This is a genomic window from Citrobacter sp. S46_ASV_140 (genome assembly GCF_018919545.1).
Lineage (GTDB): Bacteria > Pseudomonadota > Gammaproteobacteria > Enterobacterales > Enterobacteriaceae > Citrobacter > Citrobacter braakii.
This window is the reverse complement of sequence record NZ_JAHLRC010000034.1, coordinates 26,424-40,301: the sequence shown is the minus strand read 5'-3', so window position 1 is coordinate 40,301 and position 13,878 is coordinate 26,424. Positions and strand designations below refer to the sequence as shown.

The following is a 13,878-nucleotide window of genomic DNA, read 5'->3' as shown; positions in this document are numbered from 1 at the left end:
GAATCCAGGAAGCCAGCCAGTTCGATGATTTTCGCTTCCCACTCTGCTTCGCCTTCCAGCGCTTTCAGAGCAGAACCACGAACGATCGGAGTGTCGTCACCCGGGAAATCGTACTGAGACAGAAGTTCACGAACTTCCATTTCTACCAGTTCCAGCAGCTCTTCGTCATCAACCATGTCGCATTTGTTCAGGAACACGATGATGTACGGAACGCCTACCTGACGACCCAGCAGGATGTGCTCACGAGTCTGCGGCATCGGGCCGTCAGTCGCAGCAACAACCAGGATCGCGCCGTCCATCTGCGCAGCACCGGTGATCATGTTTTTAACATAGTCGGCGTGGCCCGGGCAGTCTACGTGTGCGTAGTGGCGAGTCGGGGTGTCATATTCAACGTGAGAAGTGTTGATGGTGATACCACGAGCTTTTTCTTCCGGCGCGTTATCGATCTGGTCGAATGCACGAGCAGCACCGCCGTAGGTTTTAGCCAGTACGGTAGTGATTGCAGCGGTCAGCGTTGTTTTACCATGGTCAACGTGGCCGATGGTGCCGACGTTAACGTGCGGTTTTGTACGTTCAAATTTTTCTTTAGACACGGCTATATTCCTTACTATAGTGCTCTCCCCTGGGGAGAGAGCACGGGACTTAGGTTTTAATCCTGTGGCTTATTTACCACGGGCTTCAATAACGGCCTGAGCAACGTTGTTCGGCGCATCGTCGTACTTCAGGAACTCCATGGAGTAAGAAGCACGGCCTTTGGTCAGAGAACGCAGCTGGGTTGCATATCCGAACATTTCAGACAGCGGAACTTCAGCATGGATAACAACGCCAGTGACGTTGGATTCCTGACCACGAAGCATACCACGACGGCGGCTCAAGTCACCGATTACGTCACCGGTGTTCTCTTCCGGAGTCTCTACTTCAACCTTCATGATAGGCTCAAGCAGAACTGGTTTCGCTTTCTTAAAGCCATCTTTGAAGGCGATAGAAGCGGCCAGTTTAAACGCCAGCTCAGAGGAGTCAACGTCATGGTAAGAACCGAAGTGCAGACGCACGCCCAGATCAACAACCGGGTAACCAGCCAGCGGGCCAGATTTCAGCTGTTCCTGGATGCCTTTATCAACGGCCGGGATGTATTCGCCAGGAATTACACCACCTTTGATGTCGTTGATGAACTCGTAGCCTTTCGGGTTTGAACCCGGCTCCAGCGGGTACATGTCGATAACAACATGACCGTACTGACCGCGACCACCAGACTGCTTAGCGTGTTTACCTTCGATATCGGTAACTTTCGCGCGAATCGCTTCACGGTAAGCAACCTGAGGTTTACCGACGTTCGCTTCAACGTTGAATTCACGCTTCATACGGTCAACGATGATGTCGAGGTGCAGCTCACCCATACCGGCGATAATGGTCTGGTTAGATTCTTCGTCAGTCCAAACGCGGAATGACGGGTCTTCTTTAGCCAGACGGCCCAGAGCCAGACCCATTTTTTCCTGGTCAGCTTTGGTTTTCGGTTCTACCGCGATGGAGATTACCGGCTCAGGGAATTCCATACGCTCCAGAATGATCGGGTGATCCGGGTCACACAGAGTGTCACCAGTGGTCACGTCTTTCAGACCGATAGCAGCAGCGATATCGCCCGCGCGAACTTCTTTGATCTCTTCACGTTTGTTAGCGTGCATCTGTACGATACGGCCAAAACGCTCGCGTGCAGTTTTCACTGAGTTCAGGATGGTGTCACCGGAGTTAACCACACCAGAGTACACGCGGAAGAAGGTCAGGTTACCCACGAACGGGTCGGTAGCGATTTTGAATGCCAGAGCAGCAAACGGCTCTTCATCGCTAGCATGACGCTCAGCCGGAGTATCTTTACCGTCGTCCAGAATACCGTTGATCGCAGGTACGTCGACTGGGGATGGCAGGTAATCAATTACCGCATCCAGCATCGCCTGAACACCTTTGTTCTTGAACGCAGAACCACAGGTTACCAGGATGATTTCGTTGTTCAGAACGCGCTGACGCAGAGCTTTTTTGATCTCTTCTTCAGTCAGTTCTTCACCACCCAGGTATTTCTCCATCAGCTCTTCTGAAGCTTCCGCAGCGGACTCGATCAGGTTCTGGTGCCATTCTTCAGCCAGTTCCTGCATGTCAGCCGGGATATCTTCATAAGTGAAGGTTACGCCTGCATCTTCTTCGTTCCAGTTGATGGCTTTCATTTTCACCAGGTCAACAACACCGGTGAACGCTTCTTCAGCGCCAATCGCCAACTGCAGCGGAACAGGGTTCGCGCCCAGACGGGTTTTGATCTGACCAACAACTTTCAGGAAGTTCGCACCCATACGGTCCATTTTGTTAACGAACGCAATGCGTGGAACTTTATATTTGTTTGCCTGACGCCATACGGTTTCAGACTGAGGCTGAACACCACCAACTGCGCAGTAAACCATTACTGCACCATCAAGCACACGCATGGAACGTTCTACTTCGATAGTGAAGTCAACGTGCCCCGGGGTGTCGATGATGTTTACGCGATGCGGTTCATACTGCTTAGCCATACCAGACCAGAATGCAGTAGTCGCTGCGGAGGTGATAGTAATACCACGCTCCTGCTCCTGTTCCATCCAGTCCATGGTGGCTGCGCCGTCATGAACTTCACCGATTTTATGGTTTACACCGGTGTAGAACAGAATACGTTCGGTAGTAGTGGTTTTACCGGCGTCGATGTGCGCACTGATACCGATGTTACGGTAGCGCGCGATGGGTGTTGTACGAGCCATTTGATTCCTCGTTTATCTTTTAGGCGTTCAATTTAAGTAGCCCAAAGCGGGCTGCTTACTAGAAGCGCCCGCCTGGTGACTAAAACTCCGAAGGGATTACCAACGGTAGTGTGCGAACGCCTTGTTGGCTTCTGCCATACGGTGAACGTCTTCACGTTTCTTAACTGCAGTACCTTTGTTTTCTGCAGCATCAGAAAGTTCGTTCGCCAGGCGCAGAGCCATGGATTTATCACCGCGTTTACGAGCAGCTTCAACGATCCAACGCATTGCCAGGGCATTACGGCGAACCGGACGGACTTCAACTGGAACCTGATAAGTAGAACCACCAACGCGGCGAGACTTAACTTCGACAGTCGGACGCACGTTTTCAAGGGCTACTTCAAAAGCTTCCAGGCCATCTTTACCAGAACGCTGAGCCAGGGTCTCCAGCGCGCTGTATACGATGGTTTCTGCAGTAGATTTTTTACCATCTACCATCAGGATATTTACAAATTTAGCCAGCAGCTCTGATCCGAACTTAGGATCCGGCAGAATTTTACGCTGACCAATGACGCGACGACGTGGCATGGGAATACTCCGTTGTTAATTCAGGATTGTCCAAAACTCTACGAGTTTAGTTTGACATTAATATAAAACGTTTGGCCTTACTTAACGGAGAACCATTAAGCCTTAGGACGTTTCACGCCATACTTGGAGCGTGATTGCTTACGGTCTTTAACGCCGGAGCAGTCAAGCGCACCGCGAACGGTGTGGTAACGAACACCCGGGAGGTCTTTTACACGACCGCCACGGATCAGGATCACGGAGTGCTCCTGCAGGTTGTGACCTTCACCACCGATGTAGGAAGTCACTTCAAAACCGTTAGTCAAACGCACACGGCATACTTTACGCAGTGCGGAGTTTGGTTTTTTAGGAGTGGTAGTATATACACGAGTACATACGCCACGTTTCTGCGGGCATGCTTCCAGTGCAGGCACGTTGCTCTTTGCAACTTTGCGTGCGCGTGGTTTGCGTACCAGCTGGTTAACTGTTGCCATTAAATAGCTCCTGGTTGTAGCTTTCGCTTCGTAAACACGTAATAAAACGACCTCATACAATATGAGGACGCAGAATTTTAGGTCGGTGTCGAAAAGGTGTCAAGAAATATACAACGATCCCACAATTACCAGGACATCTGGCTGGGATGCTTCACCGTAAGTCTGACGAAGTCAGTATAGCTAACCCTGACGACACTGTCTGAAATTTGACCACCTAAGCCGCGAGCTTTAATGTCTTCTTCCAGTACATAGACCTTAATGGAGGCATTTTGCAGACTTTCAAGGAAACGGCTTCCTTCTATTGCCGCGGTCACGCCATCCTGAAGCAATAAAAGTTCATCGTCTTTATCAATCAGGCGAAGAAGAGAGGAGAAATCGGTAAGCCACGCGGAACGATGTAATGTGTGCAGCATGAGTATCTCAAAACCTTAAAATGACGTCATAGTTGCCTAGCTCACGGCGTAAATCTTCCGGCTCTAACGCTGTCGCATCGACCACAAAATTAACCCCCTGCTGGAGGCCCCGCTCGCGTAATGAGGCGGCACAAAGCCAACATTGATCGATATCGTACAACCCTAACAGCTTGAAGGTTGCGATATAGTCGCGAGCCAGCACGACATCCGGCTGTTGTCCCTGGAGGATTTGAAAAACGCCATCGCCGATAAAAAATACGCCGAGGTCTTCCGTTAATGCCGATGTCGCCAGTAAGGCATCTAACCCTTCGCGGCCAGACGAACTGCCATGCGGCACGGTAGAAAAGACAAAAGCAACACGTTTCATTAAAACTGCACCACGCGATCGCAGGTCAGGGATGCCTCAGCCAGCGAACCCAGTCCGCTGAGGTTAAAACCTGATTGTAAATTAGCCCCTGCCAGTCCCAGTCGCTTCGCTTCTGTTTCATCGACGACGCCGCGACGCAGCGCCGCAGCTACGCAGATATTCAGCGTCACGCCATGCTGCTGGTTCAGCTGTTGCCAGGCCCGCACCAGATCATATTCATCACTGGCAGGTGAAGTCAGGAAGTTGGCGTTATACACACCTTCACGATAGAAAAAGACGCTGCATAGGTCATGCCCTTCTTTGAGTAACGCATGAGCAAATTGCAACGCGCTGCTCGCCTGCTGCGTGCCATAAGCTGGCCCCGTCACCATAATGGCAAAACGCATTACTTGTCTTGCCCCTGGAAATCACCGCTTTTGAACTGACGAATATAGAGGTAAACCGTATGCTTGGAGATGTTCAGCCGATCGGCGACCTGGTTAATGGCATCTTTAATATCGAAGATACCTTTCTCATACAGATTCAGGACAATCTGGCGATTCTTGGCATTGTTGGAAACATTACGATCGGCATTCACTTCTTCAATCGTGAACTCCAACGTTTGGGTAACCAGGTCTTCCACCGAAGAAGCGAAGTTAACGGCAGAACCCACTTCCGGGGTTTCCGGTGGGATAAAGGTATTCATTATCTGCGAGAATGGAACATCAAGGTTCATGTTGATGCACAGCAGACCAATCACGCGATGCTCACGGTTGCGAATGGCAATCGTCACCGACTTCATCAAGACACCGCTTTTCGCACGTGTGAAGTAACACTTCGACACGCTGCTATCCGCACCCGTCATATCATGCAGCATACGCAACGCAAGGTCAGTAATCGGCGAGCCAATTTTGCGGCCCGTGTGTTCACCGTTAGCAATGCGGATGGCCGAGCATTTCAAATCCTGCAAAGAGTGCAATACGATTTCACAATGGGAACCAATGAGCATCGCCAACCCGTCCACAACCGCTTCGTAGGATTTGAGGATATCGAAATCGGTTTGATCGAAAGGACGTTGATCCAGTAAATCTAGCTCACTGGTTTCGTTGGTTAAAAGCGACCTGGACATGAAAAAAAGCACTCCTTTTCAGGAGCCTGTCGTTATGTTGTCAGGGCAGGCTCATCACTATTATAGGGGCATCTAAAGTAATACAGCGCACAAGGCGCTTTCCAGTATTAATTATATCCTGTCGATAATAAAAAACCGCCGCCCTATGGGCGGCGGTGTCTGGTTACTTACTTTTTGCTGCTGTCCGCAGCTTTAGCTGCCGGTGCAGCATCTGGCTGCGCATCGGTTTTCGGTGCCGGTTTGATGTCTAACAGTTCAACATCAAAGACCAGCGTAGAGTTAGCCGGAATGCCCGGTACGCCGGTTTTGCCGTAAGCCAGATCCGGCGGGATAACCAGCTGGATTTTGCCGCCTTTCTTGATGTTTTTCAGGCCTTCGGTCCAGCCAGGGATAACACCGTCAAGACGGAAAGAGAGCGGCTCACCGCGGGTATAAGAGTTATCAAACTCTTTACCATCAATCAGTGTACCTTTGTAGTTGACTACCACGGTATCGCTATCTTTCGGTGCAGCGCCGGTACCTTCTTTCTCTACTTTATAGACCAGGCCAGTAGAAGAGGTTTTAACGCCCTTCTCTTTAGCAAATTTCTCGCGGTAAACTTTACCTTTGGCTTCATTGTCAGCCGCGTCTTTTTCCATTTTCGCCTGAGCGGAGCTCTTCACGCGTGCTTCAAACGCCTGCAGAGTTTGTTCGATTTCCTGGTCAGACAGTTTGCTCTTGTCTGCAAACGCATCCTGAACGCCAGCGATCAGCTGATCTTTATCCAGTTTGATGCCCAGTTTTTCCTGCTCTTTCAGAGAGTTTTCCATATAACGACCCAGGGACGCGCCCAGCGCGTAAGCGGCTTTTTGGTCGTCATTCTTGAATGCTGCTTTGCTGTCAGCAGTAGCGGCTGGTTTCGCAGCGTCAGCAGCGAAGGTGATCGGGGCATGCAGAGCAACAGCCATTGTGGTCGCCAGCAGCGTTACTTTAAACAGTGATTTCATCCATATCTCCAGGGCCGGGGCATCTCACCCCAAGGTTAGCTAACATAAAAATGTACTATAAAGCGTTGCAGAACAAATCAACATACGGGCACGCCCTATTATCACCACTTTTCAGACTCTTTTTGTTTAAATTAGTTTCGTGACCGAAGATTGAGTGCTGTGCAAACAGGCAAAGTTAAGTAGAATTCGCCGCAGTCCGCGATCTGCCGGAGAAAAAAGAAAGAGGTGAATCATGCAGGATACAACAATGGAAACTCGCCTGGCTGAACTGGAAAGTCGCCTGGCATTTCAGGAGATAACCATTGAAGAGCTCAACGTGACGGTGACCGCGCATGAACTGGAAATGGCAAAACTCCGCGACCATCTGCGTTTATTGACGGAGAAGCTCAAGGCAACGCAGCCGTCCCACATCGCGTCGCAGTCTGAAGAGACCCCGCCGCCACATTATTGAAACATAAAAAAAGCGGGATATTCCCGCTTTTTTTATGCCGTATAACGATTAGTGGCAACCGCAGCCGCCGCCGTTACCTTTACCGCCACCGCCGCAGCAGCCTTCGCCACCGTGCTCGTGACCATGGTCGTGACCGTGACCACCGCAGCAACCGTCATGACCGTGGTCATGATCGTGGTCGTGACCGTGCGCACCGTGAACGTGGCCGTGAGCCAGCTCTTCTTCGGTCGCTTCGCGGATAGCGACAACTTCTACGTTGAATTTCAGATTCTGGCCAGCCAGCATGTGGTTACCGTCAACCACAACGTGGTCGTCTTCCACTTCGGTAATTTCTACCGGTACTGGACCCTGGTCAGTTTCAGCCAGGAAACGCATGCCAACCTGCAGTTCGTCAACGCCCATGAAGACGTCTTTAGGAACGCGCTGCACCAGGTTTTCGTCGTACTGACCGTATGCGTCGTTTGCGCCAACAGCAACATCGAATTTGTCGCCAACTTCATGACCGTCCAGCGCTGTTTCCAGGCCAGAAATCAGGGAACCGTGACCATGCAGGTAGTCCAGCGGTGCACTCACCGGAGACTCATCAACCAACACACCGTCTTCTGTACGTACCTGATAGGCCAGGCTGACCACCAGGTCCTTTGCTACTTTCATGATATCTCCTGAGCATGGAAAGAATAGTGGCGCAGATTGTAGCGGAATTCTGCACCCGTGTACCCTCTAGCTTAAAAAAAGCTGCGCCATATCGCTAGTCCGGATGAAAAATCCCGATCACTTGCTCTTCTTTGCGAACGTGCTCGCGCGCCTCTTTATCGGCTTCCCGCATCTGATGACCGCACTTAACACACTCAACAATATCGATATTATTTTCGCGCCACATCGCCAGCGTATCCTGCGCCTGGCAGGACGGACATTTTGCGCCTGCGATAAAACGTTTACGAATTGCCATGGTTACCTCTACTCAAATTCATCCCAGCCATCCAGCTGACGTCGCTCTTGCTGCATCTCTCGTTGGAAAATCTCCTCAAGCTCGCGCCGGGCTTCCCTGGCTCGGGAGATTTGTACCGTATCCGTGTGCATGGGGATCAGTTCCCGCAACATGCGCATATCCAGCCGCCGAAAATGCAGCTGAGCGCGCTGAGCCTGGTGCGGATGCATCCCTAGCGTAACCAGCGTTTTTCGCCCTAACTCCAGCGCACTGGAAAATGTTTCGCGGGAAAACTGCGTCACACCAGCCTGTAATAACTCATGCGCCTCTACACGTCCGCGCGCACGCGCAAGAATATGCAAATGCGGAAAATACTGTTGGCACAGCTCCACCAGCTTCATAGTGTCTTCAGGTTCATTACAGGTAATAACAATAGACTGTGCGGCTTCTGCACCCGCGGAACGCAACAGATCCACCTGCGTGGCATCACCGTAATAGACCTTATAGCCATATTTGCGCATTAGATTCACTGCGCTGATATCTCTTTCCAGGACGGTAATACGCATTTTATTGGCCATCAACAGACGACCAATAACCTGACCAAAGCGCCCAAAACCCACCACAATCACCTGCGGTTTATCATCTTCCACCCAGGGTTTTTCATCTTCTTCATCCGTGCCATTAAACTGGCGGGAGAGCCATTTATCAATCAACTTCATCACCAGCGGCGTGGTCATCATCGACAGCGTGACGGTCACCAACAACAGCGCCATTTGGTCACCCTGGAACAGCCGTTGGGAAGAGGCCGTTGAAAACAGCACGAAAGCGAATTCACCGCCCTGGCTTAAAACCCCGGCAAACTGCATCCGTTCTGAGCTTCTCATGCCGTTAAGACGCGCCAGTACATACAGCACCAGCATTTTTACTACCACCAGCACTATCACGCTCGCCGCCACCCACAAAATATGGGTATAGAGCACGCCAAGGTTAAGCGACATACCTACGGAGATAAAAAACAGGCCAAGCAACAAGCCTTTAAACGGATCGATTGCCGTTTCCAGCTCATGTCGGTATTCGCTTTCCGCCAGCAGAACGCCCGCGATAAAGGTCCCCAGCGCCATCGACAGACCCAGCGCATCCATAAATAAAGCAGAACCCAACACTAACAGCAGCGTGGCGGCGGTGAACACTTCCCGCACGCCAGAATCCGCAATAAAGCGGAAAACCGGACGCAGCAAATAACGCCCACCTATCAGCATGCCGGCAAAGGCCAGCACCTTCATCCCCACTTTGATCCAGTCAAAATGTTCGTCAGCAGACCCCGCCAGCAGCGGAACCAGCGCCAACGCGGGGATCACCGCCAGATCCTGAAATAGCAGCACCGAAAAGCCCAGTTGTCCGGATTCACTGCGATTCATGCCTTTTTCGCGCATCAACTGTAGCGCCATAGCGGTCGATGACATCGCCAGACCAATGCCGCCAACCACTGCCGCCTGCCATGAGAACGCTGTAAGCATCAGTAGCCCTGCCAGCACGACCGCACTTAGCATCACCTGCGCGGCGCCGACGCCAAAAATTGAACGCCGCAATTGCCACAGTTTGGCTGGATTAAGTTCCAGCCCAATGATGAACATCAGAAAAACTACGCCCAGTTCGGAAAAGTGTAAGATTTCATCCACATCGCTGATGAACCCTAATCCCCATGGGCCAATAGCAATCCCCGCCAGCAAGTAACCCAGCACCGGACCGATACCCAGTTTTGAGGCCAGAGGAACGGCAGCCACCGCCGCGAAGAGGAACAACACGCCGGCAGTCAATAAATCAGAACCTTCCATCAGCGGCCTCCCACAGGGATCGGATTCGCCAGCCAGTCACCATACGCTTTCGCATGGCTGTCCAGCTCCTGTTTCGTTTGCCGTCTGGCCCAGTAGACAATGATAGGGCTCATCCAGTGCATGCGGCACATACCGGCCGTTAGCTCAAAAGGGCGCAGTACATCGCTCATTGGATAACGGTTTAGCGCGTCGTAGCGGTAGGCGCTTTCCGGCTCGCCGGTAGTGATAACGCTCCGCCAGTACTTTCCCGCCAGTTGATTCCCCCCGGGGCCGCTGGCAAATCCTCGGCTCAGTACGCGGTCAAGCCACTCCTTTAACAACGCCGGGCAGCTATAGGTGTAGAGCGGATGCTGAAAAACAATCACATCATGCTCGCGCAGCAGCGCCTGCTCATGCGGAATGTCGATAAAAAAGTCAGGATAGTGCGCGTACAGGTCGTGCACGGTAACATTGCTGAGCTGCATGGCCGGTTTAAGCAGTACCCGGTTAGCGACCGAGTCCTGAGATTCCGGATGGGCATACAGCAGCAAGACTTTCGCTGGCTGGAACATCATCCCCCTCCCGGTTTTGTCTTTTGTCTATTTTCGACGTTTTGGGCTACCATTGCGCCTCGGTGCGGCAAATGGCCCACACATTACATTATCATAATGATAAATTAACATAGTCTGAACATACGGCGCCTTATGATTGTTTTCTCATCGTTACAAATTCGTCGCGGCGTGCGCGTCTTGCTGGAAAATGCCACGGCCACCATTAATCCAGGGCAGAAAGTTGGCCTGGTAGGTAAAAATGGCTGCGGTAAATCTACCCTGCTGGCATTGCTGAAAAATGAACTTAGCGCCGACGCCGGAGGATTTACCTATCCGGGAAACTGGCAGCTCGCGTGGGTTAATCAGGAAACGCCTGCGTTGCCACAGCCGGCGTTGGAGTATGTGATTGACGGCGACCGCGAGTATCGTCAACTGGAAGCACAGTTGAACGATGCCAACGAACGTAACGATGGACACGCCATTGCCACCGTCCATGGCAAGCTGGATGCCATCGACGCCTGGACTGTGCGCTCACGCGCCGCCAGCCTGCTGCATGGCCTCGGCTTCTCCAACGAACAGCTTGAACGTCCCGTCAGCGATTTCTCCGGTGGCTGGCGTATGCGTCTCAACCTGGCTCAGGCGCTGATTTGCCGTTCAGACCTGCTGCTGCTCGATGAACCGACCAACCACCTCGATCTCGACGCGGTGATCTGGCTGGAAAGATGGCTGAAAAGCTATCAGGGCACGCTGATTTTGATCTCCCACGACCGCGACTTCCTCGACCCGGTGGTGGATAAAATTATTCATATCGAACAGCAAACGATGTTCGAGTACACCGGCAACTACAGCGCGTTTGAAATCCAGCGTGCGACCCGCCTCGCACAGCAACAGGCAATGTACGAAAGCCAGCAGGAGCGCGTGGCGCATCTGCAAAGCTATATCGATCGTTTCCGCGCTAAAGCCACCAAAGCAAAGCAGGCGCAGAGCCGTATCAAAATGCTGGAACGCATGGAGCTGATTGCCCCTGCGCACGTGGACAACCCGTTCCACTTCAGCTTCCGCGAGCCGGAAAGCCTGCCGAACCCGCTGTTAAAGATGGAAAAGGTCAGCGCCGGCTACGGCGACCGCGTCATTCTCGATTCGATCAAACTGAATCTGGTGCCGGGGTCTCGCATCGGCCTGCTCGGACGCAACGGCGCGGGTAAATCTACGCTGATTAAGCTGCTGGCCGGCGAACTGGCCCCCATCAGCGGCGAGATTGGCCTGGCAAAAGGCATCAAGCTGGGTTACTTCGCACAGCACCAGCTGGAGTTTTTACGCGCCGATGAATCACCTATACAGCACCTGGCGCGCATGGCGCCGCAGGAGCTGGAGCAGAAACTGCGAGACTACCTCGGCGGATTCGGCTTCCAGGGCGATAAAGTCAGCGAAGAGACTCGCCGCTTCTCCGGTGGTGAAAAAGCGCGTCTGGTGCTGGCATTGATCGTCTGGCAGCGCCCGAACCTGCTGCTGCTTGATGAACCGACCAACCACCTAGATTTGGATATGCGTCAGGCGCTGACCGAAGCGCTGATCGATTTCGAAGGCGCACTGGTTGTGGTCTCGCACGACCGTCACCTGATTCGCTCCACTACCGATGACCTCTATCTGGTGCACGACAAGAAAGTCGAGCCGTTTGATGGCGATCTTGAGGATTATCAGCAGTGGCTGAGCGATGTGCAAAAACAGGAAAACCAGAGCGACGAACCGGCAAAAGAGAGCGTTAACAGCGCCCAGGCACGTAAAGACCAGAAGCGTCGCGAAGCTGAACTGCGCACCCTGACGCAACCGCTACGTAAAGAGATTACCCGTCTGGAAAAAGAGATGGAGAAACTGCACGCACAACTGGCACAGGCGGAAGAAAAACTCGGCGATAGCGAACTGTACGACCAAAGCCGCAAAGCCGAACTCACGGCATGCTTGCAACAGCAGGCCAGTGCGAAATCCGGACTGGAAGAGTGCGAAATGGCCTGGCTGGAGGCTCAGGAACAGCTTGAGCAGATGCTGGCCGAGTAATCATGAGTGCCGGATAAGGCGAAGCCGCCATCCGGCACTATAGCCGATGATTGCCTGCTGACTGACTCGCGACAAAATCACATATTGGCTAACCCGCACGCGCTGTGCGCGGTATAGTTATTCTTTCCGATTATTAATTGCTCTGGTGTTATGGTTGAAATCACGTCCACAGAAATAACTCCACCTACCGACGATTCGCGAGAATTCCGCCCGATGCGCGGTATCAGTAACCGCCATCTGCAGACGATGCTGCCGCGTTTAATTCGCCGCAAGGTGAAGTTCGACGCCCACTGGCAGCGTCTGGAATTGCCCGACGGTGATTTTGTCGATCTGGCATGGAGTGAAGACCCGCAACAGGCGAAACATAAACCGCGCCTGGTGGTTTTTCACGGTCTGGAAGGCAGTCTGAACAGCCCGTACGCACATGGCCTGATTGAAGCAGCGCAAAAGCGCGGCTGGCTGGGCGTGGTGATGCATTTTCGCGGCTGTAGCGGCGAACCCAATCGTCTGAACCGTATTTATCATTCCGGTGAGACAGAAGATGGCACCTGGTTTTTACACTGGCTGGCACGTGAGTTCGGTCGCGTGCCGACCGCGGCGGTAGGCTATTCGCTCGGTGGAAACATGCTGGCCTGCCTGCTGGCAAAAGAAGGTACTGAGATTCCAATTGATGCCGCGGTTATCGTTTCCGCGCCTTTCGTGCTGGAAGCCTGTAGTTACCATATGGACAAGGGATTCTCCCGGGTCTATCAGCGCTACCTGCTAAACCTGTTGAAAGCCAATGCCTCGCGTAAGCTAGAGGCGTATCCAGGATCGCTGCCGGTGAGTCTGGGCCAGTTGAAATCTCTGCGTCGCATTCGCGATTTTGACGATCTGATCACCGCCAAAATCCACGGTTTCGCTGATGCTATAGACTATTACCGTCAGTGTAGCGCTATGCCGTTGCTCAACCAGATCGCCAAACCCACGCTGATTATCCATGCCAAGGACGATCCGTTTATGGATCATCACGTGATCCCTAAACCAGAAAATCTGCCCTCACAGGTAGAGTATCAACTGACGGAACACGGCGGCCACGTCGGATTCATTGGCGGCACGGTGCGCCGTCCTGAGATGTGGCTGGAATCCAGAATCCCGGACTGGCTGACAACGTATCTGGAGGCATCATCATGATCATCCCCTGGCAAGACATCTCCCCGGACGCGCTGGACAATCTGATTGAAAGCTTTGTCTTGCGCGAAGGCACCGATTATGGTGAACATGAACGCTCGCTCGAACAAAAAGTCGCCGACGTCAAACGCCAACTCCAATCTGGTGAAGCCGTGCTGGTATGGTCCGAACTGCATGAAACGGTCAACATTATGCCGAGGAAGCAGATTCACGAGTAATCC

The 13,878-nt window shown here is 52.5% G+C and carries 17 protein-coding genes; 4 read left to right on the top strand and 13 right to left on the bottom strand.

Annotated elements, in window-relative coordinates; translation table 11 throughout:
* The 9 genes from KQJ19_RS11380 to fkpA all read right to left on the bottom strand — a co-directional run.
* The coding region (locus tag KQJ19_RS11380) for a GTP-binding protein (protein WP_216403666.1) at positions 1-593 on the bottom strand (593 nt) is incomplete at its 3' end.
* Between the two features lie 69 nt (positions 594-662).
* Positions 663-2,777 carry an elongation factor G gene (gene fusA, locus KQJ19_RS11375; protein ID WP_016154762.1) on the bottom strand — a complete coding sequence of 705 codons (2,115 nt, stop codon included), beginning with the start codon at positions 2,775-2,777 and terminating at the stop codon, positions 663-665.
* A gap of 96 nt (positions 2,778-2,873) precedes the next feature.
* Positions 2,874-3,344 (bottom strand): 30S ribosomal protein S7, encoded by a 471-nt coding sequence (rpsG, locus tag KQJ19_RS11370; RefSeq protein ID WP_016154763.1) that lies wholly within the window; start codon positions 3,342-3,344, stop codon positions 2,874-2,876.
* Between the two features lie 95 nt (positions 3,345-3,439).
* Positions 3,440-3,814, bottom strand: coding sequence for a 30S ribosomal protein S12 (rpsL, locus tag KQJ19_RS11365; RefSeq protein ID WP_003023654.1), 375 nt, complete (start codon positions 3,812-3,814; stop codon positions 3,440-3,442).
* A 125-nt stretch (positions 3,815-3,939) separates the two neighbouring features.
* The gene (gene tusB / locus KQJ19_RS11360) at positions 3,940-4,227 is read right to left on the bottom strand and encodes a sulfurtransferase complex subunit TusB (RefSeq protein WP_016157620.1); all 288 of its coding nucleotides are present in this window, start codon (positions 4,225-4,227) and stop codon (positions 3,940-3,942) included.
* A gap of 7 nt (positions 4,228-4,234) precedes the next feature.
* Positions 4,235-4,594 carry a sulfurtransferase complex subunit TusC gene (tusC, locus tag KQJ19_RS11355; RefSeq protein WP_049041316.1) on the bottom strand — a complete coding sequence of 120 codons (360 nt, stop codon included), beginning with the start codon at positions 4,592-4,594 and terminating at the stop codon, positions 4,235-4,237.
* Complete coding sequence (tusD, locus tag KQJ19_RS11350) at positions 4,594-4,980, bottom strand: sulfurtransferase complex subunit TusD (protein ID WP_047501481.1); 387 nt, start codon at positions 4,978-4,980, stop codon at positions 4,594-4,596. Before tusD ends, tusC begins: the two co-directional genes overlap by 1 nt.
* On the bottom strand, positions 4,980-5,702 hold the full coding sequence (locus KQJ19_RS11345; RefSeq protein ID WP_003023643.1) for a transcriptional regulator: 723 nt from the start codon (positions 5,700-5,702) through the stop codon (positions 4,980-4,982). The genes tusD and KQJ19_RS11345 overlap by 1 nt, the downstream gene beginning before the upstream one ends.
* Before the next feature lie 167 nt (positions 5,703-5,869).
* Complete coding sequence (gene fkpA, locus KQJ19_RS11340) at positions 5,870-6,688, bottom strand: FKBP-type peptidyl-prolyl cis-trans isomerase (RefSeq protein ID WP_200080271.1); 819 nt, start codon at positions 6,686-6,688, stop codon at positions 5,870-5,872.
* A gap of 232 nt (positions 6,689-6,920) precedes the next feature.
* On the opposite strand from fkpA, the gene KQJ19_RS11335 reads away from it, so the two are divergent.
* Complete coding sequence (locus KQJ19_RS11335) at positions 6,921-7,139, top strand: protein SlyX (RefSeq protein WP_003023639.1); 219 nt, start codon at positions 6,921-6,923, stop codon at positions 7,137-7,139.
* 48 nt (positions 7,140-7,187) lie between these two features.
* Here KQJ19_RS11335 and slyD read toward each other — a convergent pair whose 3' ends face one another.
* From slyD to kefG, 4 genes are all read right to left on the bottom strand, one after another.
* The gene (gene slyD, locus KQJ19_RS11330) at positions 7,188-7,793 is read right to left on the bottom strand and encodes a peptidylprolyl isomerase (RefSeq protein WP_003023634.1); all 606 of its coding nucleotides are present in this window, start codon (positions 7,791-7,793) and stop codon (positions 7,188-7,190) included.
* A 94-nt stretch (positions 7,794-7,887) separates the two neighbouring features.
* The gene (locus KQJ19_RS11325; protein WP_016154768.1) at positions 7,888-8,088 is read right to left on the bottom strand and encodes a YheV family putative zinc ribbon protein; all 201 of its coding nucleotides are present in this window, start codon (positions 8,086-8,088) and stop codon (positions 7,888-7,890) included.
* 8 nt (positions 8,089-8,096) lie between these two features.
* On the bottom strand, positions 8,097-9,902 hold the full coding sequence (gene kefB, locus KQJ19_RS11320) for a glutathione-regulated potassium-efflux system protein KefB (RefSeq protein ID WP_043018546.1): 1,806 nt from the start codon (positions 9,900-9,902) through the stop codon (positions 8,097-8,099).
* The gene (gene kefG / locus KQJ19_RS11315; protein ID WP_003023629.1) at positions 9,902-10,453 is read right to left on the bottom strand and encodes a glutathione-regulated potassium-efflux system ancillary protein KefG; all 552 of its coding nucleotides are present in this window, start codon (positions 10,451-10,453) and stop codon (positions 9,902-9,904) included. Before kefG ends, kefB begins: the two co-directional genes overlap by 1 nt.
* 132 nt (positions 10,454-10,585) lie before the next feature.
* Here kefG and KQJ19_RS11310 point away from each other — a divergent pair, with 132 nt between their 5' ends.
* The 3 genes from KQJ19_RS11310 to KQJ19_RS11300 all read left to right on the top strand — a co-directional run bounded on the left by KQJ19_RS11310 (position 10,586) and on the right by KQJ19_RS11300 (position 13,875).
* Positions 10,586-12,487, top strand: a complete 1,902-nt coding sequence (locus KQJ19_RS11310) for an ABC transporter ATP-binding protein (protein ID WP_047358155.1) — start codon at positions 10,586-10,588, stop codon at positions 12,485-12,487.
* A 150-nt stretch (positions 12,488-12,637) separates the two neighbouring features.
* Positions 12,638-13,660 (top strand): hydrolase, encoded by a 1,023-nt coding sequence (locus KQJ19_RS11305; RefSeq protein ID WP_016154772.1) that lies wholly within the window; start codon positions 12,638-12,640, stop codon positions 13,658-13,660.
* Positions 13,657-13,875, top strand: coding sequence for a YheU family protein (locus tag KQJ19_RS11300; protein ID WP_003023615.1), 219 nt, complete (start codon positions 13,657-13,659; stop codon positions 13,873-13,875). The genes KQJ19_RS11305 and KQJ19_RS11300 overlap by 4 nt, the downstream gene beginning before the upstream one ends.
* The last annotated feature ends 3 nt before the right edge of the window (positions 13,876-13,878 follow it).